The sequence below is a fragment of the Pseudomonas sp. Pme6b genome, assembly GCF_058129925.1.
In genome coordinates this window covers 5,473,249-5,496,086 of record NZ_CM176704.1, presented here as the reverse complement: position 1 = coordinate 5,496,086, position 22,838 = coordinate 5,473,249, and the positions used below count along the sequence as shown (strand labels likewise).

20 protein-coding genes and 1 pseudogene are annotated in these 22,838 nt (G+C 56.5%); 20 read left to right on the top strand and 1 reads right to left on the bottom strand.

Annotated elements, in window-relative coordinates; all coding sequences use genetic code 11:
- Window positions 1–57 precede the first annotated feature (57 nt).
- The 10 genes and pseudogenes from AC4ANE_RS25095 to AC4ANE_RS25050 all read left to right on the top strand — a co-directional run bounded on the left by AC4ANE_RS25095 (window position 58) and on the right by AC4ANE_RS25050 (window position 11,256).
- Window positions 58–381 (top strand): helix-turn-helix domain-containing protein, encoded by a 324-nt coding sequence (locus AC4ANE_RS25095; RefSeq protein WP_004654729.1) that lies wholly within the window; start codon window positions 58–60, stop codon window positions 379–381.
- Window positions 381–1,607, top strand: a complete 1,227-nt coding sequence (locus tag AC4ANE_RS25090) for a type II toxin-antitoxin system HipA family toxin (RefSeq protein WP_031596855.1) — start codon at window positions 381–383, stop codon at window positions 1,605–1,607. Before AC4ANE_RS25095 ends, AC4ANE_RS25090 begins: the two co-directional genes overlap by 1 nt.
- Before the next feature lie 302 nt (window positions 1,608–1,909).
- Window positions 1,910–3,205, top strand: coding sequence for a M20 family metallopeptidase (locus tag AC4ANE_RS25085; protein ID WP_031596857.1), 1,296 nt, complete (start codon window positions 1,910–1,912; stop codon window positions 3,203–3,205).
- A 117-nt stretch (window positions 3,206–3,322) separates the two neighbouring features.
- Window positions 3,323–3,826: a GNAT family N-acetyltransferase gene (locus AC4ANE_RS25080; RefSeq protein ID WP_005735085.1), complete on the top strand. Its 504-nt coding sequence runs from the start codon at window positions 3,323–3,325 to the stop codon at window positions 3,824–3,826.
- Window positions 3,827–4,153: 327 nt separating this feature from the next.
- On the top strand, window positions 4,154–8,194 hold the full coding sequence (locus AC4ANE_RS25075) for a Pls/PosA family non-ribosomal peptide synthetase (protein WP_460408583.1): 4,041 nt from the start codon (window positions 4,154–4,156) through the stop codon (window positions 8,192–8,194).
- A complete protein-coding gene (locus tag AC4ANE_RS25070; RefSeq protein ID WP_031596860.1) occupies window positions 8,191–8,835 on the top strand; it encodes a 4'-phosphopantetheinyl transferase family protein in 645 nt (214 codons plus the stop codon). Before AC4ANE_RS25075 ends, AC4ANE_RS25070 begins: the two co-directional genes overlap by 4 nt.
- A 107-nt stretch (window positions 8,836–8,942) precedes the next feature.
- Window positions 8,943–9,194, top strand: a complete 252-nt coding sequence (locus tag AC4ANE_RS25065) for a helix-turn-helix transcriptional regulator (RefSeq protein ID WP_460408582.1) — start codon at window positions 8,943–8,945, stop codon at window positions 9,192–9,194.
- Between the two features lie 15 nt (window positions 9,195–9,209).
- A pseudogene (locus AC4ANE_RS25060) lies at window positions 9,210–9,665 on the top strand (HipA domain-containing protein); the annotation flags it as partial.
- A gap of 129 nt (window positions 9,666–9,794) precedes the next feature.
- Window positions 9,795–10,631 (top strand): AraC family transcriptional regulator, encoded by an 837-nt coding sequence (locus tag AC4ANE_RS25055; protein ID WP_031596862.1) that lies wholly within the window; start codon window positions 9,795–9,797, stop codon window positions 10,629–10,631.
- A 49-nt stretch (window positions 10,632–10,680) separates the two neighbouring features.
- The gene (locus tag AC4ANE_RS25050; RefSeq protein ID WP_460408581.1) at window positions 10,681–11,256 is read left to right on the top strand and encodes a LysE family translocator; all 576 of its coding nucleotides are present in this window, start codon (window positions 10,681–10,683) and stop codon (window positions 11,254–11,256) included.
- 172 nt (window positions 11,257–11,428) lie between these two features.
- Here AC4ANE_RS25050 and AC4ANE_RS25045 read toward each other — a convergent pair whose 3' ends face one another.
- Window positions 11,429–12,244 (bottom strand): formate/nitrite transporter family protein, encoded by an 816-nt coding sequence (locus tag AC4ANE_RS25045; RefSeq protein WP_005735093.1) that lies wholly within the window; start codon window positions 12,242–12,244, stop codon window positions 11,429–11,431.
- A 236-nt stretch (window positions 12,245–12,480) separates the two neighbouring features.
- On the opposite strand from AC4ANE_RS25045, the gene AC4ANE_RS25040 reads away from it, so the two are divergent.
- The 10 genes from AC4ANE_RS25040 (at window position 12,481) to AC4ANE_RS24995 (ending at window position 22,823) form a co-directional block, all read left to right on the top strand.
- Window positions 12,481–13,740: an IS256-like element ISPsy17 family transposase gene (locus tag AC4ANE_RS25040; RefSeq protein WP_460237255.1), complete on the top strand. Its 1,260-nt coding sequence runs from the start codon at window positions 12,481–12,483 to the stop codon at window positions 13,738–13,740.
- Window positions 13,741–14,044: 304 nt separating this feature from the next.
- Window positions 14,045–14,551: a peptide-methionine (S)-S-oxide reductase MsrA gene (gene msrA / locus AC4ANE_RS25035; RefSeq protein ID WP_031598392.1), complete on the top strand. Its 507-nt coding sequence runs from the start codon at window positions 14,045–14,047 to the stop codon at window positions 14,549–14,551.
- Between the two features lie 829 nt (window positions 14,552–15,380).
- On the top strand, window positions 15,381–16,112 hold the full coding sequence (locus tag AC4ANE_RS25030; protein ID WP_031598391.1) for a hypothetical protein: 732 nt from the start codon (window positions 15,381–15,383) through the stop codon (window positions 16,110–16,112).
- A gap of 137 nt (window positions 16,113–16,249) precedes the next feature.
- Window positions 16,250–16,891: an SOS response-associated peptidase gene (locus tag AC4ANE_RS25025; protein WP_031598390.1), complete on the top strand. Its 642-nt coding sequence runs from the start codon at window positions 16,250–16,252 to the stop codon at window positions 16,889–16,891.
- A gap of 139 nt (window positions 16,892–17,030) precedes the next feature.
- Window positions 17,031–17,300, top strand: a complete 270-nt coding sequence (locus tag AC4ANE_RS25020) for a hypothetical protein (protein ID WP_031598389.1) — start codon at window positions 17,031–17,033, stop codon at window positions 17,298–17,300.
- A 126-nt stretch (window positions 17,301–17,426) separates the two neighbouring features.
- On the top strand, window positions 17,427–18,092 hold the full coding sequence (locus AC4ANE_RS25015; protein WP_060401974.1) for an AbiV family abortive infection protein: 666 nt from the start codon (window positions 17,427–17,429) through the stop codon (window positions 18,090–18,092).
- Between the two features lie 259 nt (window positions 18,093–18,351).
- Window positions 18,352–20,982, top strand: coding sequence for an AAA family ATPase (locus AC4ANE_RS25010; RefSeq protein ID WP_223227225.1), 2,631 nt, complete (start codon window positions 18,352–18,354; stop codon window positions 20,980–20,982).
- Window positions 20,983–21,019: 37 nt separating this feature from the next.
- The gene (locus AC4ANE_RS25005; protein WP_031598386.1) at window positions 21,020–21,256 is read left to right on the top strand and encodes a hypothetical protein; all 237 of its coding nucleotides are present in this window, start codon (window positions 21,020–21,022) and stop codon (window positions 21,254–21,256) included.
- A 173-nt stretch (window positions 21,257–21,429) separates the two neighbouring features.
- Window positions 21,430–21,822, top strand: coding sequence for a hypothetical protein (locus tag AC4ANE_RS25000; protein WP_460408580.1), 393 nt, complete (start codon window positions 21,430–21,432; stop codon window positions 21,820–21,822).
- A 20-nt stretch (window positions 21,823–21,842) separates the two neighbouring features.
- A complete protein-coding gene (locus tag AC4ANE_RS24995; RefSeq protein ID WP_044424202.1) occupies window positions 21,843–22,823 on the top strand; it encodes an IS5 family transposase in 981 nt (326 codons plus the stop codon).
- Window positions 22,824–22,838 lie beyond the last annotated feature (15 nt).

The following is a 22,838-nucleotide window of genomic DNA, read 5'->3' as shown; positions in this document are numbered from 1 at the left end:
CAAACGTGCTACTTTGTGATTCCTTGAACCCCCGCGCCTGCTCGCTGGTAACTGCTCATGAAAGCTTTTTTCCCCGTTCAATGCAGCGACACGCTGTTGCGGATTGCCCTGCTGGTAAAGCAGGCCCGGCTACAACAGGGCGTTCGGCAAGTGGATCTTGCCGAGCGGCTGGGCATTTCGCTGCGTACATTTCGACGCATCGAAGCAGGCAGCGCAGACGGCGTATCGCTGCGCGACTTCATGCTGGTGGTCTGGGGGCTGGGTGTGTCAGAGCGCTTGTTTCAGGGGCTGCGAGACGACGAGTCGTTTAGCGTCGAACAGCTTGAAGCGGCCGACCGCAAGCGCGTTCGCCTGCCCAGAAGCAAGCCGGAGGACTTCTGATGGCTCAGGCCTACATTTATATGGAGTGTCCTGTCAGCGGACAGACACTAACGCTGGGCAAATTGACGATCCAGTCCGGTGTCGGGACGTTTCAGTATTCACCTGATGCAGTGCAGGAGAACATCTGGGTGCCGGACCCCTTCAGGTATCCGTTGTCTGCGCGGGCCTATTCCGTGCCGAAAAATGGCGGTGTGCCGGGCTTTATCGATGACGCCATGCCCGATGGCTGGGGGGAGCGGTTGTTGCATCGGGTTGAAAAAGGCCCATTGGACCCGATACAGCTTTTGCTCAAATCTCCCAACAGCGACAGGGCGGGCAACATCATGGCCGGACTGGCTCGCACAGCACAGGACGGACTGGGCCAGACGCCCCCCAAAGCCCTGCATGCCAAGGGGCTTGATCATTTCATCGATGCCTGTGAAGCGATCTACGACAGCCAGCTTAGTGGTGAGCAATTAGAGGCGCTGAAAGTCAGGGATCAGCGATCCTCCGCTGGCGGCGCTCGTCCGAAGCGAACTTATCTGGGCGACAGAAAACTGATTCTGGCCAAGCCTCGCGATAAGTTCGATCACTATGACCTGCCCTCTGTGGAGCATGCCTGCATGACGTTCGCAGGGCTTAAAGGGCTTCAGGCGGCCAACACCTCTTTGTATCGCGGCGAGCGAATCAATACGCTTCTGGTCGAGCGCTTCGACCGCGTCTTTGATGAGCCGACCCGGCGCTTTCGCCGGCTGCCGATGCTCAGCGGTTTGACCTTGCTGGACGCCGAGTGGAAGGCTCGGACACACCCGGACTGGCAATATGCAGCACTTGCAGATGAGTTGTATCGCCGTGGTGCGCCAGACCAGGACCGACAGGAACTGTACCGACGCATGGCTTATAACGTACTGGTCGGTAACGCCGACGATCATCCTCGTAACCATGCCGTCATCTGGAAAGAAGGCGTCTGGAGGTTATCGCCGCTGTACGACGTACTGCCGATTCTGGACGAAGGGCCTGCTCAGGCACTCGCCATGTCAGTCGGTATAGAAGGGCCACGTCTTAACCGGGGCAACCTGCTCAGCCAGCACGCCCACTTTGCCCTGAACAAGGAAGAAGCCGAGGCAGCTCTTGATGAAGTGGCGGGCTGGGAAGCCGAGCTGCACGACTATTACAGTCAATTTCTGGCCGGTGCAGAGCTGGATGCTGCGGTCGATGCGACCAGTGCAGCGCGTTTGAAGCGCTAGTAGATCCAGAGATGTTCGGACATTGGATATGCCTTTGAGGTGAGCCGAATACGGGTTTAATCGGCTCATAAGGTGAGCCGATTGTGCTGGCTATTCGGCTCACCGTCCAGACGTTGTTTCGGGCCAAAAAATTTCAACTACCGTTCGTCCGCCTTCATAGTGGTTCACTTGCTGGCGCAATGGAACCGTATCAGCCTTCCCGACACTTATGACGGCACAGCATCGCTCCTTGTGGGCAATCTGATGAGATCCCGGGCGCAATGCCCCGGTCGTCACTAATGGCCAAGCGGAGTTTATCCTTCATGAAAAAAAGTATTTCCCTGCTCACGACTTTGTTTTTCTGCCATGGCGCATTGGCAGGAACGATGCTCGATGAACAGAGCATTACTTCGTACGTCGACAGTCACAGTGTCGAGCAGGTCGCGTTGCTTGAAAAACTGGTGAACATCAACAGCGGCACGGACAACGTGGACGGTGTCGTCAAGGTCGGTGATCTGATGAAGGCAGAGTTGGAAGCGCTGGGCTTCGATACCCGTTGGCACGAGTTGCCGGCAGGGATGAACCATGCCGGTAGCCTTGTCGCGGTGCATGACGGTAACAAGTCTGCGAAACGAATCTTGCTGATAGGCCATCTGGACACGGTGTTTCCGGCCACCAGCAAGTTTCAGGAGTATTCATTGATAGATGGCGGCAAAAAAGCCAAAGGCCCCGGAGTGATCGACGATAAGGGCGGCCTGGTCACCATTCTTTACGCCTTGCAGGCGCTGAAACACAGCGGCGCATTGCAGGACATGAATATCTCTGTGGTCCTGGTTGGTGACGAAGAGCTGGCGGCCAAGCCGACTGAAATTTCCAGAGAATGGCTGATTGCCGAAGCCAAAAGAAGTGACATAGCACTGGGCTTTGAATTCGCCTTGTCGCCCAATCAGTTAATCACCGAGCGCAGAGGATTGAGCGAATGGTTTTTGACCAGTACCGGCATAGACAAACACTCAGCGACTATTTTTCAGCCTGAAACCGGTTTCGGTGCGGTGTACGAGTCGGCCCGGGTGCTTGATGAAATTCGCTCCAAACTCTCCGGTGAGCAAGGCTTGACCATCAACCCTGGGCTCATTCTGGGCGGCGCCACAGCCCAGGAAGATGTACCAAACGGGCAAGGCACTGCCTCGGGGAGAAAAACCACAATCGCCAGAATAGTGTCCGTGCATGGCGACCTGCGGTTCAGCAGTGAAGAACAGCGAAGCTCTACCGAAGCCCGCCTGCAGGAAATAGCCAGTCACTCGCTGCCACAGACTCATAGCGAGTTGAAGATCAAGGCAATCATGCCGGTCATGGTTGATCGCGAAAGTAATCGCAAACTTCTGCAAGCCTACAGCAAGGTCAGCCAGGACCTTGATGGACCTTCACTGGAATCGGCTCCGTCAGCGGAAAGAGGCGGTGCCGATATTTCCTATGTGAACAAATATGTAACGGCGAGCCTGGACGGTCTTGGCGCGTGGGGGCAAGGTGCCCACAGCGAGAATGAAACCATCGATCTGGGTTCGCTGCCCGTGGTGACCAAACGCGCCGCGCTGTTCATCAGCCGCTATGGCAAATAGCTGTTCTTCAGCCGGGCGCTGAGCCCTGCCTGGCTGAAGAGCACAAGGCCGACGGCAGCACCTGATGCGTGTTGCCGTCCTCACCTGCAGTGTTGACCAGCCAAGGAGAAAAGCCAGATGGAATTTGATCTGCGGTTGTCGCATGACAACGATCTGGAGCAGTTGCAGCGTCTCTCTGCGCGGGCTCGCCAGCGGTATACGATCATTCCCTCTTTGGCTCATGTCGCCGAAAGCCCACCGCTGGGCGCAGACAGATTCGAAGCCTGCCGGGTCATGGTTGCTGTAGACAGGCATAGCGATGAAGTCATCGGTTTCGTAGCCATGCGCCTACTGGATGATTACTTATACCTGGACAATATCTCGGTCGAACTCCTTGCTTCAGGCAAGGGCGTTGGAAAAAGCCTGCTGTCGTCTGTCGTGGCATACGCGCATTTGCGTCGGGCTGATGCGGTAAGCCTGACAACATTTCGCGAACCACCCTGGAATGGCCCATGGTTTCGTCAGCATGGGTTCTGTCCGATGCCGACGGATTGTATTGGCGATGGGTTAAGGCGCGTCATGAAGCGTCAGTCGCAGACTTTCGATCCTGCGACGCGTGAGACCCTGTGGCGTCTGCTTTAACCCATGCCAAGTCATGGATGCAATCCACTTTAGCGAACTGCGCTTTCCTCATCGAGCTGCAAGGTCGATACATAAATGCCTTGTTGGCTATCCGCCATCTTCGTTTTGTTGTTCAAGATTCGTACAGCCAGTCTTTGCCATATTCGCCTTGCCAGCCTGTTCTTTCACCGCGGTGAGAGCTGCAGCGCTCCAGCCAAAATGTATCAAAACAGAAATATTGTGGACACCTTGTCACCACAAAATGCACGCCACTCGCTGATGCACCGGCTCTGACCCCATAACCAGAAATCTCAGGCATCTCCTTCAGACGAGCGAATATTTGCTGCCATGAATAACCTGAACCTGCTGCAGACCTGCCAGAACGAACAATCGGCGGACGTGATTTACGGTCCGATTCAACCTGAACTGCTGCGCGAGGAAGTGCTGGCCGATTTGCTGGAAGCCAGCGCCCGGCGCAATCCGCAGCAAGTGGCACTGATCTTCGGCGAGCACCGGATCAGTTATGGGGAGCTGGACCGGCAGGCTGATCAGGTGGCTTCTGCGCTGATCAAGGCTGGCGTAAGGCCTGGGCACATCGTTGGTCTGTGGCTACCGCGAGGCATTGAGCTTCTGGTGATGCAGGCCGGTATCGCCAAGGCGGGTGCCGCCTGGCTGCCTCTGGATCAGGACACTCCGGTGGAGCGTCTGCAAATATGCCTGGACGATGCCAGCGCAGTGGGGCTGGTGTCCTGCAACGCGCTGAGCCCGTTGCTGGCTGGTAGCGGTCTGAACGTATGGACGGCCGAAGCGCTGCTGACACAGACCGACGCAGCGTTGGTGCGCCGCAGTGGTGTGCTTCCCGATCATCCTGCGTACGTGATCTACACCTCCGGCTCCACCGGCAAGCCCAAGGGCATCCTGATTTCCCAGCGCAGCATCTGCCATTTCCTGCGCAGCGAAAACGCGGTACTCGGTATCTGCGCCAGCGACCGGGTCTACCAGGGCTTTTCCGTGGCATTCGACATGTCGTTCGAGGAAATCTGGATTGCCTATCTGGTGGGCGCAACGTTGTGGATAGGCCCAAAGGAAACCAGCGGAGACCCCGAAACCCTGCCACGTCTGCTGAACGAGCAGCGCATCAGCGTTTTGCACGCGGTGCCTACCTTGCTGGCGCTGTTCAGCGAAGACGTCCCCTGCCTGCGGGTGATCAATCTGGGCGGCGAGATGTGCCCTGAGTCGCTGGTCGACCGCTGGGCCACGCCGAACCGGCAAATGTTCAACACCTACGGGCCCACCGAAGCCACTGTGTCGGCGAGTCTGGCGCGGTTGTCGCGTGGTCGCCCGGTCTCGATTGGTACGCCGCTCCCCAATTATGGTCTGTTGGTAATCGCCAATGACCCAGCGGTCGGCAGCAGCCTGGCACCCAGCCTGCTGCCCCGTGGCGAAGTCGGCGAACTGTGCATCATTGGCCCCGGTCTGGCTGAAGGTTATCTGGGCAGACCGGATCTGACCCAGGAAAAATTCCTGCCTAACCCGTGGTCCACCGGCTATCACGATGCGCGCCTGTATCGAACCGGCGACCTTGCGCGGATCGACGATGAAGGACAAGTACAATGCCTGGGACGTGCCGATGATCAGGTGAAAATTCGTGGCTTTCGCGTCGAACTGGGCGAGATTGAAGCGCTGTTGGCGCAACAGCCCGGCGTAGGCACTGTTGCCGTCCTGTTGCGCAACGAGGGTGGCGTTGATCAGCTGATTGCTTATCTGGTTTGCGATACATCGACGGATTCCAAATTCACCAGCCAGTTGCGCAAGGTCTTGCAGGCCCGGTTGCCGTCGTACATGGTGCCGGGGCATTTCGAGTTGCTCGACAGCATGCCGCGTCTTACGTCCGGAAAAATCGATCGCAAAACACTCAAGGCCCGCCCGTTGACGGTTGATGCCGCGGGTGCTGGCGCAGAGTCCGACGTGGCTGAAACTGAAGGCGAAATCGCACTGTTTGCTGCGTTGGCCTCACTCTTTCCTGGCATGCCGATCCGCCGCGATGCGGACTTTTTCACCGATCTGGGCGGGCATTCCTTCTTTGCCGCTCGTTTGGCCTCGGCCTTGCGGGCGAACCCTCGCTTTGCACAAATCACCGTGCGCGACATTTACCAGCAACGCCGTATCGACGCGATTGCCGAAGTGCTGGATCAAGCACCGCAAGAGATGGCTGCCCCGGTCGACTGGACGCCTCCGTCCGCGTGGCGTCGCTGGCGTTGCGGCGTGGCTCAGGCTCTGGCATTGCCGGTAATGGTCAGCCTGCGAATGACCCAGTGGCTCGCGCCGTTCTTTACCTACCACTTGCTTACCGGTTCGCCTGACGACTCAGTGGCTTTGGCAACTCTGGCTTCTATCTCGGTGTTTCTGATTGCCACCGTTCTGCAGTTTTTCATCGCGTGGGCGGCCAAATGGCTGATCGTTGGTCGCCTGAAGCCTGGAATATATCCATTGTGGGGCGTCACTTATTTTCGCTGGTGGGCCGCCGACCGTATGGTCGAGTCGGCACCGACTTACCTGTTGAGTGGTTCTTCGCTTTATCCCCTGTGGCTGCGCGCCCTGGGAGCAAAGATCGGTGAGGAAGTGATTATCGGCGGGGCCACGGTGCGGGCCCACGACCTGCTGGAAATCGGTGACGGGGTCAGCGTCGGCAACGGCGTGAGCTTCGAGAACGCATGCGTCGAGCGGGGTCAGCTGCATCTGGGACGTATCGCCTTGCAGGACAATGCCTGTGTCGGTTCCTACGTGATCATGGAGGGCAATACGGCTATCGGTCCGTGGGGGCATCTTGAGGCGCAATCGGCCATGGCCGACGGCCGGGAGGTTCCGGCGCGTCGTATCTGGCAGGGCTCACCTGCGCGTGATGTCGGCGCGTTCGACACGCTCGGCCAACCTGCGCGGCCTGTGACCAGCCCTGCGCGTTTGCGGGCAGAAAAACTGTTCTTCGTGTTCGGCGTTCTGCTGGTCGCGACGCTGTTCTTCATCCCGGTCTTCCCGACCTTTTTCCTGATCGACTGGTTCGACACGCAGAACGTCTTGCCATGGTTCGAGGGCAGCGGACCATCGGGACAACTGGCGCGCTATTTCCTGCTCGCGTTCCCGGCCAGTGCGGTGCTGATTGTCGCGACTGTTCTGGCCTCTGCCGCATTGCGCTGGATCGTCTTTCCACGTCTCAAGCCGGGTCGCTACGCGGTACACAGCAACACTTATTGCGCCAAGTGGCTGATCAGTCAGATTCAAGAGGCCAGCCTCAATGTGCTTTCCGGTATCTACGCCACGGTGTACTCGCCCTTCTGGTATCGACTGTTGGGTGCGAAAGTGGGGCGCGACGCCGAGATTTCCAGCGCACAGGGCGTCATCCCGGACATGCTGACCCTGGGCGATGAAACCTTTATCGCCGATGCGGTGATGCTGGGCGATGAGCGTATCGATGGCGGCTGGATGACCATGCAACCCACAGTCGTATCCAATCGCAGCTTTGTCGGCAACGGCGGTTACATTTCAGATGGCACGGTGCTGCCGGAAAACGTCCTGATCGGCGTCCATTCCTGCGCGCCGCACAACAGCAAAATGGTCGACGGCGGCACCTGGCTGGGCTCACCACCGATCCACCTGCCTGCCCGCGAGCAGGTGAGTGGCGCTCCCGAATCACTGACCTTCAAGCCTTCACCGCTGCGCCGCCTGGCCCGAGGACTGGTCGAAGGCGTGCGCATTGTCACCCCGCACGCGGTAGTGATCGCCGTTGGCTACACGGTCATGCTTGACCTGATGCCTCTCGCCGACGACGAGCGCTGGGGCGCGGTGCTGGCCTACCTTGCAGTGATCGGCGTGGCGTACAGCGTGGGTAACTTTCTGCTGATCGCGGCCCTGAAATGGCTGGTGATGGGCCGCTATCGCAAACGCGCAGACCCTATGTGGACACCATTCGTATGGCTCTCGGAAGGTATCACCAGCCTCTATGAAGGCATGGCCGCACCAAACTTCATGCGCTACCTGCGCGGTACTCCGTGGTTGCCGCTGGCCTTCAACCTGCTCGGCTGCAAGATTGGCCGAGGGGTTTACATGGACACAACCGACATCACCGAATTCGACTGCGTCAGCATCGGTGCAGATAGTGAGCTGAATGCCGGTGCCTGCCCGCAAACACACCTGTTCGAAGACCGGGTCATGAAGATTGATCACGTCAGCATCGGCGAGCGCGTGTACATGGGCCCACGTAGCGCCGTGCTCTATAGCGCCGTAGTCGGCAACGATGCGCACCTTGGCCCACTGACCCTGGTGATGAAAGGCGAGCATATCCCCGCGTGCAGTCGCTGGGCCGGCTGCCCGGCGGTACCTGACAGGGCATGAAACGCGGGGCGAGCTGGGCATTCGATGAAGATGGCCGGCTCGCCCCTCCAGAGTCCTTCCCTCGGCAGAATGTATTGCTGGTCAGATGCGTCACCAGGCCAGGCTGTGCAAGAGATGAGGCCAGAAACCGCATTCGGGCTTGCGTGCGAACCGCCGTGGAGCAGTGGCTCGAATTGCCATCGGAAGCGATCACGTTCATCAGCGCCCCAGGTCTCGCGCCGCGATTGATGATCGACGGCCTGCCGGAGCCCGGTTTTTCCATCAGCCACGAAGCTGGATTCTCTCTGGCTGCGGTCAATCTCAACGGAGCGGTGGGTGTGGACTTGATGCAGGTCCAGCCTGTACCGGACTGGCAGGTTATTGCGCGGGATTATCTCGGGCCAGATGTAGGTGCGCGACTGCGGGATGTTTCCGAGACGATGCGCCCGGTCGCGTTTGCCAGGGCCTGGTGTGAGCGAGAAGCGTTTTTGAAACTGCATGGGCGTGAGTTGGGGGAATGGATAGAGGTGGGGCAGTTGGAGGGCGTGGGCATCGAGGTTGAATTGGGGACGAATATGGTTGGGGTAGTGGCTTTGAAATGGCCTCGATATGTAGCTCTGAGCCGCCAGGCCTCATCTGACTCTGTAATAGCGTTTCAATAAATCCGCTAGCCGGTGCCGCGACTCAAAGCCCCGTTCACACATCAGTTTGATTTATTCAAAGGTTAGGTATACGTTACATTTAATCTAATTTGTTATGTATACGGAACATGGACTATTCCCTCATCGCAACGCGTCTTGGCGAGCAGATTCGGCAGCGCCGCCTCAATCGAGGGCTTACGCAAGCCAGGCTCGCCGCGATGGCAGCCGTCACCCGGCAAAAGATAATCGCCGTAGAAAAAGGTGACCTCTCAGTAGGTATGACGGCCTATGCGCGCGTGCTCGGGGCGCTGGATTGTGAGCTCTCGGTCATACCCGCTGTCATGCCTACACTGGATGAAATTGAGGGAGTATTCGACTGATGATGACCACGCTGCAAGAGCTACTCCGCTATCGCCAAAGCAATCCGCCTGTTCTGTGCCCCCGACCAGGTACAGGACTCATTGGCCCAGCTATTCGCCATCGTGACCCTGAGCTGTATTGTCGGCAACGGCGACGCCCACCTGAAAAACTTCGGTCTGCTGTATTCCAACCCCACCCAACGAGATGCACGGCTCGCTCCAGCTTACGACATCGTCAACACCACGGCTTACATCCCCGAGGACGTGTTGGCACTGGATCTGCTCGGCAACAAGTCGCTATTCGCCTCGCGGCAGGGCCTACTGGATTTCGCCCAGATCTGTGATGTGACACGTCCAGAGGAGGTGATTTCCGGACAACTTCAGGCACTGGAGCAAGTACTGGCGCGTTCGGTTGAGCTGAACGAGCAGGCGCCGGAGGTCATCGCTGCGGTCAGGCGATGTGCTGAGCCGTTTATGAGAACCTTTGGGTAGCAAGCCGTTGGGCTTCGTGTCGCTACCTTTGGCAACTGCAATTCCAACAGACAGATGAATGCACGAATGTTCTAGACTCACCTTCCGACGTCAGCGATAACCAATCGCTTTCATCGATTCAGGTGTTTTATGCCTTCCACACACTGGATAGACCTCGCTCGCGACCTTGATACGGGCATCGAGACGCTGCACGCGCACTTTCAGGGGCATGCCTATGATCCCCATTGGCATGACAGCTATCTGGTGGGCGTTACCCGGCAAGGTGTGCAGCAGTTCAATTGCCGCCGTCAGCGCCATGCCAGCACGCCCGGGCAGGTGTTCACACTGGAACCGGGGGAAATTCATGATGGCAATGCCCCGTGCGCCGAAGGGTTCACCTATCAGATGCTGTACCTGGACCCGCATTGGCTGAGCCGGGAGCTCAGTGGGTTGTTCGAACAGGCTCCCGACCAGCATCTGCCTTCTTTCGCCAACACCCTGCAAACCGAATCACGGCTGGCTCACGCGGTCACGTTCGCTTTCACGGCGCTGCATCAAAAAGAACTACGCATCGTTCGTCAAAGCGCGTTGGATGAATTACTGGCGCAGCTCATTGATAGGGTGCAATGGCGACGCATGACCGATCCCGATCCGCGCTTGCCGCAGGTGGCCTTGCGGGCGAGGGATTATCTGCACGCGCATCTGCATCAGGACGTGGGCATGAACGAGTTGGCAGCTGTTTGTAGCGTTGACCGCTTTCGCCTGACGCGGGCGTTCAAGGCGACCTTTGGCCTGCCACCTCATGCATATCTGGTACAACTGCGCCTGGCCAAGGCCCGTCGAATGCTGGCAGCCGGAATCTGGCCCGCTCAGGTGGCCAGCGATCTGGGCTTTGCTGACCAAAGCCATCTGGGCCGCTGGTTCAGGCGCGCTTACGGACTTAGCCCGGCGGCCTATCGCTTGCGCTGCTCAAACCTTCCAGACTGATCCTGTGGTATGTCGCAGCATGGGCGTTTTCAGCCCTGGATTGCCGATTATGCTGCCTTTCATTCTGTTCGCCTTCGTCGCCTCGATTACCCCCGGCCCCACCAACATCCTGGTATTAAGCAACGGTGCCCGCTTCGGCTGGCGCGCCGTCGTACCGTTGATTCTGGGAGCCTGCACCGGCGCTGCACTGTTGGTGTTGCTCGTTGGCATTGGGGTCGGCCACTCATTGCTCGCGATCCCCAATGCTCAGCGCGTCATGGCATGGGTCGGCGTGCTGTGGCTAACCTGGCTGGCCTGGAAGATAGGTGCCGGCCCGACCGACTCAATCGAGCGGCAAAACAGTCTGCCGATGGGCTTTATCGGTGGCGCAGCACTGCAATTAGTAAATCCCAAGACCTGGGTCATGGCGCTGGCGGTAGTCAGTGTGTTCAGCCAGAGCAACCCGGTGTCTTACCTGGCGCTGGTGTTCTTTCTGATCTCGTTGCCCTGCTTAGGCTGCTGGGCGCTGATGGGCGCAGGCTCGTCCCGCTGGCTCACATCGCCTTGGCGAGTGCAGTGGGTGAATCGAGTGCTGGCGGTTTTATTGCTGCTGGCGGCGTGGATCGGTTTTATGGACAGTGTCTGAGCGCGTGCGGCCTGGGTTGGCGGTGGGTACGCGAGGAGTCGGCTTAATTTCAAAAGCTGATCTTGTCGAGCCAACTCGACTATTTGCTTGTGACGTGAGCTTTGCTCTTCAGCTTGCTGGTTTGCTCTGCGGTCGTCATCTCTTTTCACCACAGAGCGTGTATGGCGTCAGATTATTCCGGTGCTTGCGCGCCGCTGGCCCTGGACAGCTCAGCAGGTCGGGCTGCCGCATTGAAGAAGGCCAGGTGATAGGCCAGGCCTACGAACACCGCACCGCCCACCGCGTTACCCAAAAATACCGGAACGAAGTTGTCGCCGAACTGCGCCCAGCTCAAGGCGCCGGCAAAGATCGCTGCAGGAATGACGAACATATTGGCGACGATGTGCTGAAAGCCGATCGCGACGAATGCCATCACCGGAAACCACATGCCGACCACTTTACCGATCACGTCCTTGCTTGCGTAGCTGAGCCACACCGCCAGGCACACCAGCCAATTGCAGCCAATACCCGATATGAATGCCTGTTCGAAGCTGGCCCCTACCTTGGCATTGGCGATGGCCACAGTCTTGGCCATGAATGGGCCTTCAGTCAGCCCCACCACATGGCCGAAACAATAGGCGACGAACAGCGCGCCGATCAGGTTGGCCAGCGTCACCAGTACCCAGTTGCGCACCAACTGACCCAGACCGATACGCCCGGCGAATAGCGCCATGGGCAGGCTCATCATGTTGCCGGTCAGCAACTCGCCACCGGCCAGCACCACCAGAATCAGCCCGACCGGAAACACCACAGCGCCAAGCAGATTGCCCAGCGACGCCCACTCGTGAGGGATCATGGTGCTGACATGAATATCGAGAAGAAACCCGAGGGCAATGAAAGCCCCTGCCAGAAAGCCCAGGATCATCAACGACGACAGGCCCAAGTGGGCTTTCTTGACGCCACTTTCGACGGCAATTTCAGCGATTTGCTGCGGGGTGTTCAGAGACATGGTGGGCTCGTGCGTGGTCGTGGGCTGAGCGTGGGGAGCAGAAGCTCAAGCGGTGCGCGCCTGTCGCACGGGGAAACAACGTTACGGAATGTTTCGAAGGATGGCTAATCGGATGTTTTGATCGGGTGATTGAGAGGGTCGATGACTGGACTTACAGTTGTTTGGTTGGCAGGTTTGTAGTGGGAGACTGTCAGAAATTTTGTGTTCGGGCATAACATGTAGCTAGAGGTGCATGTATGCCGACCAAAAAGAAGTCCGCCAATGCAACAGCGAGGGAGTTGCCCTCGATTCCCCAAGAGCTGATCGAGCAGTTTGTTAAAGGCCCGATGAGCGCCGAAGCCATTCAAGACGCGTCCATGGCGTTCAAGAAGGCTCTGATCGAGCGTGCGCTAGGCGCCGAGCTGGGTCACCACCTTGGTTGCCCTCAGGGCGCGGAGCGCCCTGAGGAGTCGACCAATCAGCGTAATGGCAAAAGCAGCAAGACGGTTCTGACCGACGACGGGCCGCTTCGCCTGGATATCCCCAGAGACCGCGATGGTAGCTTCGCCCCGATCCTGATTCCCAAGCACGAACGCCGTTTTACAGGCTTCGACGACAAGATAATTGCCATGTACGCCCGGGGCATGACGGTGCGTGAGATCCGCGCTTTTCTGTCTGAGCAGTATGGAACTGACGTGTCCCATGACTTCATCAGCTCAGTCACCGATGCGGTCATGGAAGAGGTGAGCGCTTGGCAGCAACGACCCTTGGAACCGATGTATCCGGTGATCTTCTTCGATGCGTTACGGGTCAAAATCCGGGACGAGGGGTTAGTGTGCAACAAGGCTATTTATCTGGCGCTGGGGGTATTACCTGATGGCACGCGCGACATTGTGGGTATATGGATCGAGAGCACCGAGGGTGCCAAGTTTTGGATGAAGGTGTTCAACGACCTCAAGACTCGTGGCGTTGAAGATGTTCTGATCGCCGTCACGGATGGCCTCAAAGGAATACCGGAGGCGTTGGGGGCGGTTTTTCCTGCCACGACGCTGCAAACCTGCATCGTGCATCTGATCCGCAACAGCTTGGACTATGCCGCTTGGGATAAACGTCGGGCACTGGCCAAAGCACTCAAGCCGATCTACCAGGCGATCAATGCAGATGTGGCTGAGCAAGAGCTTAACGCCTTTGAAGCGGGCCCCTGGGGCAAGCAGTATCCGACTGTGGTTGCTGCATGGCGTCGCGCCTGGGATCGGGTTATACCGTTTTTTGTTTTCCCGGCGGGCATCCGCAAAGTGGTTTACACGACCAATGCCATCGAGAGCATCAATGCCCAGTTACGCAAGATCATCAAGACTCGAGGGCACTTCCCGACCGATGAGGCCGCGACGAAACTGATATGGCTTGGGTTGCGCAACATCACCGCCAACTGGGGTCATGCGGCACACGACTGGAAAGTGGCAATGAATCAATTTGCGATCCTGTACGGAGACCGATTTACCAGACCGAGCTGGTAAAACAAGGGCCTGCCTGACGGCAGGCCCTAACCAGCCCGAACACAAAAAAACTGATACTCCCTGTAGTGGGTCAACTAAACCCGATCACTGAGTTGTCAGCGAACGGGCCATCTTGGAAACGCTGACTAAACCGCACAAGCCGGCGGATTCTGAAGCAACTGTAGACTACGGAGCAAGGCGCCAAGGCTTCTGTAGGACGTGTACTCGTTCCGCAACACGATCCTGTTTTTTACTTCATCCGGCTTGGTATTGCCCGACATCACCCCATAACTATCCCTGTCTCCATGAACCGCAAGGACAGACTATGACCAACTCAACCGAAACCGCCATCCTTGCCGGCGGCTGCTTCTGGGGCATGCAAGATTTGTTGCGACGCTACCCCGGCGTGCTGCGTACGCGAGTCGGCTACACCGGTGGCGAAGTACCGAACGCCACCTACCGCAACCACGGAAACCATGCCGAAGCGATTGAGATCGTGTTTGACCCGGCGGTGATCAGCTACCGGCAGATTCTTGAATTCTTTTTCCAGATCCATGACCCGAGCACGCCTAACCGGCAGGGCAATGATCTTGGGCCGAGCTATCGTTCGGCGATTTACTACCTGAGCGAACAGCAAAGGGATATTGCCGAAGATACCGCGGCTGACGTGGACGCCTCCAAGCTGTGGCCGGGGCGTGTGGTCACGCAAATCGAGCCCGCCAGGGAGTTCTGGGAAGCGGAGCCGGAGCATCAGGATTATCTGGAGCGGATACCGAACGGTTATACCTGCCACTTCATCCGGCCAAACTGGAAGTTGCCCAAGCGGGCTTGAACCTGAATCGGACCTGGAAGGCCACGATAGGGGAGAGCGCAAAAGCTGACCAGTATCTGAGAGAACCACCCAGAAACACAAAAGCCGCGCAATGCGCGGCTTTCAAAGGTGGTGGGCCCACACGGACTCGAACCGTGGACCAAAGGATTATGAGTTGCTGGGCGACGTGCTATGCCTAGAGAAATCGTTCGTAGGTGAACGTAGGTTGGCATAGCTGGAGGCCCCGTAGTTAGTGGTGTTGAGCGTAGTTTTGATAAGGTTGATCAAGCTGGGTACTGTACCGTGGTTGTACTGATTTTGCAGCGTATGAGCTTCGACTTAAAGTAACGCGGTCACCATGTTCAATTCTGAAGAGGCGAATGCTTGGCCTCGAATGGGCTCTTGGCGTTGGTAGCGGCTGAGCCCCGGCTTCCGGTTACACCAGGAGGCCGCAATCTGTCGCAGCAAGCTCCCTCTTGAAGCACTGCCCCAGCCGGATCATCATTCGGGATGCGCATTCTCTGCTTTTGCCAGAAGCGCCTTAATCTCGTTCATGCTGAGAAATTGGCACAGCACCAGTTCCCGTATCGATCAGCTTGCCCCCAGGCATACTGGAGAAAATTGAGGACGATGTGCGTGAAAATAAGCGCTCCGGGAAAGCACACAGGACGGTCAGCGCTATTGTCAGGCGTGCGTTGGAAGCTCAAGGGTATACGCTTGATTAATTAAAAATTATTGAATCATAATTAACATGCAACAGTTTGGGCGCGGTGACGAAGTACTAGCGGCTTGGTCGGCGATATGCATCGACCTCCGTTATCTTCTGTAAAATTTTTATATTGAGTGGAAAATGTCAGAAGTCGAACTGAAAGAAGATACGGAAAAAAAAGCTGCAACGTTTATGGGATGGGGCAAGCTTGGAGCCTTGGCTTTGGCTATTTCAGCCCCTATGTTTTACTTGAATGGAAAAGCCTACCACGAGGGCTACCTCTCCTATTTGCACCTTGAGCCGTCTATGTTTCCTCTGTTGGCCACTGAGTATGTCGAACAAACTGCGGTGGGTTGGTTCAGAGTCATAGTCGGTTGGTTCAACAACGGATTTGACACCTTGGGGAAAAACTGGCTCTTGGCTAGTATGAGCATGGTTGTCCTAAGCTTGATTTTTGGCCTTGTTGACTTCATGACAGACCGTACGGGTTGTGATGACCGGAAAAGTCACAAACCTAAGGAGGAGAAACGGTCATTCTTCAAATCCTGGCGAAGAGTCGCGTTGTTCCTGTTTGTCAGTAGCTATGGTGTTTTTATTATCCTGTGCTTGATCTCCACATCTCTTGCGATGCTAATTATGCCGTTCGTCGATGCGGGACGAGAGACTGCTAGAGGTGATGTTGAGCGAGGCTTCAGCGACGCCCCCATCGTAACTCTGAAGCTACCCGGATCAGATGAAGCCACTCAGTTCCGGATCATTCAGTGTGCCGACAAATTCTGCGGCCTTTTTGCTAACGGCAGGGCATACACTGTACCGGTGTCAGCCGTCACCTGGGCGGTCTCAGATATGCCAGGGGTAAAAACAAAAATGTAACTTTGGCGGTAATCGGAAGCTTAGAAGGTGCTTTGATCGTAAGCGGATGGCGAATGCACCTAACAAGTCGATTAGATGGAACGGAAGGGAAGCGCAGCGCCTCACATCAATACATCTACACGTGCCTGTGAGGCCCTATGTGCAGCCATTACGAAGCACCCACTCCGGACCAGGTCGCCGAGGCGTTCGGCGTGGCATTGCTCGACCAGGGAAGACTTGATTTGTGGCCAGGCTACATCGGTCCACTCCTACGCAGTCCTGACGGGCGCGCCGAGGACAACGAATCATCCGCAGTAATGGAAGTGCTGGCCGGCTCCTTTGGGCTGATCCCGTCCTGGAGCAAGGACAACAAAATAGCCAGGCGCACCTACAATGCTCGATCAGAGACAGTGGCCGAGAAACCGTCATTCCGGCATGCATGGCGTCAAGCGCAACACTGCATCATCCCAGCGGTGGCCATCTACGAGCCGGACTGGCGATCGGGTAAGGCAGTTGCCACGCGTATAGCTCGAGCAGACGGCGAGCTGCTGGGCGTTGCGGGCCTTTGGGAGCAGTGGCGCGATCCGTCCACCGACCAGGTCCTGCACAGCTACACCATGCTGACCGTGAATGCAGATGATCACGCCTTCATGAAGGCGTACCACAAGCCCCAGGATGAAAAGCGCATGGTCGTGATTTTGCCGAAGGGCTCGTATATGGACTGGTTGACCGCGCAGCCGGAGCAGAGCGCAGCGTTCATGAACCAGTATCCGGCAGATCGGCTGACCGTGGACATGTGATCATGTCTTCCCTGGAGCAGGTGATGGACAGGGTGACTTGTCGCGCTGGACGGCAGCAGCCACCAAGCCGCAGGCGCGGTAGGATTTTCCTATAATACTGTGTAAATACTGTGGTCCAACTGTCGCTAGGAAAATCTCCATGGCAAGCAAGAAGCCGCCTCACCCTTTGCGAGCAAGTGAACTAGAGCGCTTCGAGCGGAACCTGGCTAATTGGTTGAAGCTGGACCCTGACCATGCTATGTACCACCGCTTCCAAGGTATGTTGGAAAGCCAAATCGTCACCCTCCAGATATGCGGGGTTATCACTAGCCAAGGAGCCACAAAGCTGCACGTACGTATGGGTGAAGCGAGGCGTGAGATGAACGCTTCGGATGCCGAACGAAAGAACGAAGGCTTAAAACTGGTTTGATGTAGGAAAAATCAGCAACGGCCAAGCCCCGCACCTGCGGGGCTGAGGCAGTATAGGAACGCCAATTTGGATTCTACACTCACCGCTAAAAACAAGGATGATTGAAGACCAATGAAGCCAACGAAAATGGAGTCTTACAAAGGGATTTTGGATTGCGCTCAGGTCGCAGAAGGAATCAACGCGGCGAACGCCAACGCACGCCGTTTGGCGACCGATGCCCAAACCCTGTTGGACGCGGGAAGCTTTGCTACCGCTGCATCCCTTGCCGCTCTTGCCATCGAGGAATCGGGAAAAGTCTCCATCCTCAGAGCTATCGTCTTAACAGAAGATGAGAAGGCATTGAGGTCTGAGTGGAAGAGGTACCGGTCCCACACGAGCAAGAACTGTCACTGGATTTTTGCTGACCTAGTAGCAAAGGGCGCGAATCACATCTATGACTTAAGTCCAATTTACGATGATGCTTCGGATCATTCGAGTATTTTGGATCAGTTAAAGCAACTGGGCTTTTACACGGATTGCTTGAACGAGCATGCTCATTGGTCAAAACCCACTGATGTCATCCATGTAGAACTGGCGACTGCCCTAGTGAACTCAGCCAAGCTATTCAGTCAGCGGTCACTGGTAACGGAGCGCGAAATCCAAATATGGGTTGAGCACATGAAACCATTTTGGAACAAAGATTTGCAGGGAATGAAGCAAGCCCTGGTCAACTGCTACAGCGCCATGCAGCTAGAAGGCTTCCAAGTTGAGGGTCCCAACAAAATGGCGGAATTCGTCCTAGGCCCAAAGTAAGATCTGAAAAATCCGTACCAGTACCTCAAATCCGCGCTGGCGCATAAGTGAATGGTTGGCTGTTCAGCGCAAGGCCTATCTCTTGAACGCTTACGTTTCATCTAATTTTACATTCATGCAATCTAAGCTTTACTGGTGATGTCAAATTCACATCGCTTCAGCTTCATACCCTGAGCGGGTTGGAATCTGGGTCGGTTTTTCGTGCGGCGCGGCCCACATTTAGGTTCGGAATTGGGAGACAAGGATGACGTCGGCTTTAATGGATTATCAACAGTTCGTACGCTGGATTCACTCACCCGAGAATGCTGCCTCAGAGGATGCTCGCAGGGTGGCCAATATCGTTCTTCAGCGTTTTTTTGATATCGCGGCCACCAGCCGGCAGCGTAACCAGCGGTCCAACCTGCTGATCGATCTGATGCGAGAGTCACTCGCGACAACGTTGCCTACTCTGCCCGCGATCGCACCTCCGCCCCCCAATGACGGTTGGCAATGGAACAAGTTAAAGCACCTGAAGGTAGGCCCATTCCGGGGATTCCGGTTCCCCGAGCCGTTTGATCTGCATGAACGAATCACTCTTTTCTATGGGCCGAACGGCAGTGGCAAGACCAGTTTGTGCGAAGCCTTGGAGTTCGCTTTGCTCGGGGCTGTCGATGAGTCGGGTATGAAGCGCATCGCGGTGAAACGGTATTTGTCCAATCACCATGAAGGTAAGTACATTCCGCCCGAGCTCAAGGCTGTCACAGCTCAAGGGCAGATGATCCCCGTTGTCGCTGATGCAGAGGTCTATCGGTTCTGTTTTATCGAGAAGAACAGGATCGATGCCTTCTCACGAATTGCCGCCAAACCCACTGTGGAAAAAACCGAACTGATCGCCGCGCTATTCGGCATGGATCAGTTCAACGATTTCGTGGGTCACTTCAACGATTCCATGGAAGGGCTTCTGACACTTCTTGCTTCGAAGCAGGTCGAGCTGACAGCGAAGCGCGGCGCCTTGGGCCGAGACCATGAAACCGTCGCAAATGAAGCTGCTGCGCTTGCACACCAGGCGCAGGTTGAAAGCGCCTACGCCGCGAGCATCCAGCCAGGCATGACCTATTCAGACTTGCTTGCCGCCATCGGGAGCGAGTTGAACCCAGGTCGCCTGCAGCAACTGGACAATCAGCTTAACCAGCCTCAGGCTTTCATCTATGGCATCAGCAGCGCCGAGCTCCTGCAGGCGTATCAAGCAGCGGACGCCGCTCAAAAAGTGGTGCTAGACGTCACTGCCGAACTGGCAGAGCGGACTTATGATTCCTCATTCCAAGATCTTTACAACGCAGTTCTGGGGCTCCAGCGCGTTGCGGGTGACCAATGTCCAGCTTGTGATACCCCCTTGGCAGGTGAGCATCAAGTCGTCCACAACCCTTATGAAAAGGCGACAGCAGGGTTGGCCGGGCTGCAAGCGCTCAAAGAAATCCAGGGTCGCCATCATCTGGCGATCCAAGCACGCAACGAGGCCTCCGAGGCTCTGCGGGTTAAGCTTTCAGCCTTCGCCCTTCGTGTGGGTGCCACTGAGCAGAGTACTCATGCCGTTGTGCGGTATCTGGCCAATCCAGGTGTTGATCCGCTACGCGATTGGTGGACAGACGGATACCGAACCGACGTATCGGTGCCTCACTTGGCTAATCAGGCTGTGGCTTATGCCCATCAGCTGGAGCAACAAGACACGCAGTCTGCCTTGGCCAATGCCGAGCGCAGCAAGCTGATCTCTGAGCGCGACCGACTGAACCAGGCCAGGGTCGACGTCGGGGCGCACGGTGCATCACGCCAGCGTTTGGCTCAGGCTGTGTTGGAAGCGAAAAAGCGTATTGCTGAATTTGAGCAAGACAATTCCGAGCTGATCAAAGTAGCTGCCGATGAAGCCAACGCCATCCTTCGCGACCGTCGTATCAATATCGCCTATGACCAGTACCTAGTCTTGCTGCGTAGTTACAGAACTCAGCTCCCAGGCACCTTGATGGCGGGCCTGAATTCCTTGGCTCTTGAGCTGTACAACGAGTTCAACGTCCGAGATCTTGATGCTGACAAGCTGGCTGGGCTGAGTCTGCCGGTGACAGGGGAGGGGCGAATCGGGCTTTCCTTCCGAGGTAAGCCGGATGTGTCAGTCGATGCGCTGCAGATACTCAGCGAGGGGCATGTGCGGTGCTTGGGGCTGGCTATCTTGCTGGCCAAGGCCCTGAAGATCGGAGCGCCCGTGATTGTGTTTGACGATGCGATCAACGCGATCGACCACGAGCATCGGCAAGGGATCAGAGAAACAATCTTCGAGAGCGAGCGCTTCGCGGGTACGCAGCTGCTTGTGACCTGCCATTCCAACGAGTTCATGAAGGACGTCCAGAATCGCGTGCCCAGTGAGCATTGGACATCCTATGTGTTCCGTCACCACAACGGAAACTATCAGCCTCGCGTACTAGGGAATGTTGCCCCGCAAACCTACCTGCTCAACGCTCGCGCTGCGATCGATCGAGGTGACGCGCGCACGGCATTGGCGGAGTCCCGGCAAGCGCTCGAAATGTTGAGCGACAAGCTGTGGAGATGGCTAGGTAAATTCGACATGGGAGCTCTGAGCCTAAAGATCGCCGGCCCTGGGGCGGAGCCGAATCTAAGAGGTGTGTGTGATGCCATGTTCGCTCGCCTCAACAAAGCCCCTGAATTCATGCACCTAGACAAGCCTATCGTCTTACAGTCACTCGGTTTTATTTTGGGTCAGCCCGAGCAGTCATTGGTATGGCTGTATCTGAACAAAGGTACGCATGAGGAGGCAGACAGGGATGATTTCGATGATGCGCTTGTCGAGAAGATTGTGGGGCAGCTCGATGCGCTCAATGGTTTGAGACTGAAGGGGCGTTAGTACGGATGCCCAGTAAAGAACAGGAAGGAAAAAAGGTATGGATTTTAGCCTTCGCCCAGGCGAGCCGACGCCGCCATTATTCGAGCCCTGCGCACAGCTGATATTCCACATGATTGACGGGAGAAGTCACCCGTTAACGCTGATCGCAGGCGGCCATTGGTTGAAATATGACGGTAGTGCCTGGACGATTGATGCGGATGAGCACGCGACAGAGGAAGAGTTAACCGCAATACTGGTTGAGGCTGATGGTATCACCACGTGGTGGGGCGTATAAGTTTGGGAAGCACTGGCCAGCCTGCGGTGCTGACATGGACGAGCTGAAAGCCGAGATGCAGACAGCTTTACCGCGAACCGATGACCAGTCGGATGAAGATATCCGCTCTCAAAGCAGGTCAAGAAACCTCAGATAAAATCTAGATTTCGGACCAAGTGTTAAGGGAAAAGACGATGCCCACCCAGCCTATGGAGCTTATTCAGCGACTAATCGCTCTTTCCCAGCATGAAGCGGCGCACTGGATTATTGCGGTTGCGTTGGGTTTTGACGCGCAAGAAATCAAGCTGATAATCCAATCCCTAGAAGCCCATAGGGGCAAGGCCAACACTACATTTGATGCGCGGTTCGAGACCATTGAAGAGATGCGTAATGTGGTGCGGCGGCGAGCACTGATTAAGCTAGCGGGAGCGATGGGCGAAACCATAGATCGTGGACAACAGAAAGTTAACGCCCAAGCAGCACATCTAATCCTTGAGGACGGAGAAACAGGCGCAGGCCAGGATTATGCAGTTGCACGTGAGCTAGGGAATCTCCGAACAAGTCCCGGTTATGCGAAAATCGCCTGACCACCTGATCCGAGCCTCCCATGAGCCAGATGAGCTTTTCCGATTTCGAATATGCCAGCAAGCGCAAGCAGACACGCCGCGAACGCTTCCTCGCCGAGATGGATCAGGTCGTCCCCTGGACAGGTCTGCTGGGCCTGATCGAACCGTTCTACCCCAAGGCCGGCGGTGGCAGAAAACCTTATCCGCTGGAAACCATGCTGCGCATTCACCTGCTGCAGAACTGGTTCTCCCTGAGTGATCCGGCCATGGAAGAAGCGCTCTACGAAATCACCCCCATGCGCCAGTTTGCACGCCTGACGTTGAGTGCGCCGATACCGGAAGACACCACGATCATGAACTTCCGGCACCTGCTGGAGAAACATCAACTGGCTCCTGCAATCCTCGCGGTCATCAACGGTTATTTGCAGGAAAAAGGCCTGTCGCTGCGCCAGGGCACCATCGTCGATGCCACCATTATTCATGCCCCAAGCTCGACCAAGAACAAAGACGGCGAGCGTGATCCCGAGATGCATCAGACAAAGAAGGGTAACCAGTATTTCTTCGGTATGAAGGCCCACATCGGCGCTGACGTTGAGTCTGGACTGGTTCATCACGTCCATGGCACTGCGGCCAATGTGGCCGATGTCACTCAAGTCGCCGAACTGCTCCACGGGGAAGAAAACGCGGTCTATGCGGACGCTGGCTACACCGGTGTCGAGAAGCGTGAAGAGCACGAAAATCGTAACGTGATCTGGCAAATCGCGGCGCGGCGCAGCACGTATTCCAAGCTGAACAAACGCAGCCTGTTGTACAAAGCCAAGCGCAAGATCGAGTACTGCAAAGCGCAGACACGCGCCAAGGTCGAGCATCCGTTTCGGGTCATCAAGCGCCAGTTTGGTTACGTGAAAGTACGCTTTCGTGGGCTGATGAAAAACACGGCCCAACTGACCACGCTGTTCGCCCTGTCGAACCTGTGGATGGCTCGAAAGCGACTAATGGGTTTGGGTGAGTTGCGCGCTTAACACGGAAAACCGAGC

Coding starts and splice junctions, on each gene's coding strand:
- AC4ANE_RS25095 (WP_004654729.1), top strand. CDS start 58: ATGAAAGCTTTTTTCCCCGTTCAATGCAGCGACACGCTGTTGCGGATT.
- AC4ANE_RS25090 (WP_031596855.1), top strand. CDS start 381: ATGGCTCAGGCCTACATTTATATGGAGTGTCCTGTCAGCGGACAGACA.
- AC4ANE_RS25085 (WP_031596857.1), top strand. CDS start 1,910: ATGAAAAAAAGTATTTCCCTGCTCACGACTTTGTTTTTCTGCCATGGC.
- AC4ANE_RS25080 (WP_005735085.1), top strand. CDS start 3,323: ATGGAATTTGATCTGCGGTTGTCGCATGACAACGATCTGGAGCAGTTG.
- AC4ANE_RS25075 (WP_460408583.1), top strand. CDS start 4,154: ATGAATAACCTGAACCTGCTGCAGACCTGCCAGAACGAACAATCGGCG.
- AC4ANE_RS25070 (WP_031596860.1), top strand. CDS start 8,191: ATGAAACGCGGGGCGAGCTGGGCATTCGATGAAGATGGCCGGCTCGCC.
- AC4ANE_RS25065 (WP_460408582.1), top strand. CDS start 8,943: ATGGACTATTCCCTCATCGCAACGCGTCTTGGCGAGCAGATTCGGCAG.
- AC4ANE_RS25055 (WP_031596862.1), top strand. CDS start 9,795: ATGCCTTCCACACACTGGATAGACCTCGCTCGCGACCTTGATACGGGC.
- AC4ANE_RS25050 (WP_460408581.1), top strand. CDS start 10,681: ATGCTGCCTTTCATTCTGTTCGCCTTCGTCGCCTCGATTACCCCCGGC.
- AC4ANE_RS25045 (WP_005735093.1), bottom strand. CDS start 12,244: ATGTCTCTGAACACCCCGCAGCAAATCGCTGAAATTGCCGTCGAAAGT.
- AC4ANE_RS25040 (WP_460237255.1), top strand. CDS start 12,481: ATGCCGACCAAAAAGAAGTCCGCCAATGCAACAGCGAGGGAGTTGCCC.
- msrA (WP_031598392.1), top strand. CDS start 14,045: ATGACCAACTCAACCGAAACCGCCATCCTTGCCGGCGGCTGCTTCTGG.
- AC4ANE_RS25030 (WP_031598391.1), top strand. CDS start 15,381: ATGTCAGAAGTCGAACTGAAAGAAGATACGGAAAAAAAAGCTGCAACG.
- AC4ANE_RS25025 (WP_031598390.1), top strand. CDS start 16,250: ATGTGCAGCCATTACGAAGCACCCACTCCGGACCAGGTCGCCGAGGCG.
- AC4ANE_RS25020 (WP_031598389.1), top strand. CDS start 17,031: ATGGCAAGCAAGAAGCCGCCTCACCCTTTGCGAGCAAGTGAACTAGAG.
- AC4ANE_RS25015 (WP_060401974.1), top strand. CDS start 17,427: ATGGAGTCTTACAAAGGGATTTTGGATTGCGCTCAGGTCGCAGAAGGA.
- AC4ANE_RS25010 (WP_223227225.1), top strand. CDS start 18,352: ATGGATTATCAACAGTTCGTACGCTGGATTCACTCACCCGAGAATGCT.
- AC4ANE_RS25005 (WP_031598386.1), top strand. CDS start 21,020: ATGGATTTTAGCCTTCGCCCAGGCGAGCCGACGCCGCCATTATTCGAG.
- AC4ANE_RS25000 (WP_460408580.1), top strand. CDS start 21,430: ATGCCCACCCAGCCTATGGAGCTTATTCAGCGACTAATCGCTCTTTCC.
- AC4ANE_RS24995 (WP_044424202.1), top strand. CDS start 21,843: ATGAGCCAGATGAGCTTTTCCGATTTCGAATATGCCAGCAAGCGCAAG.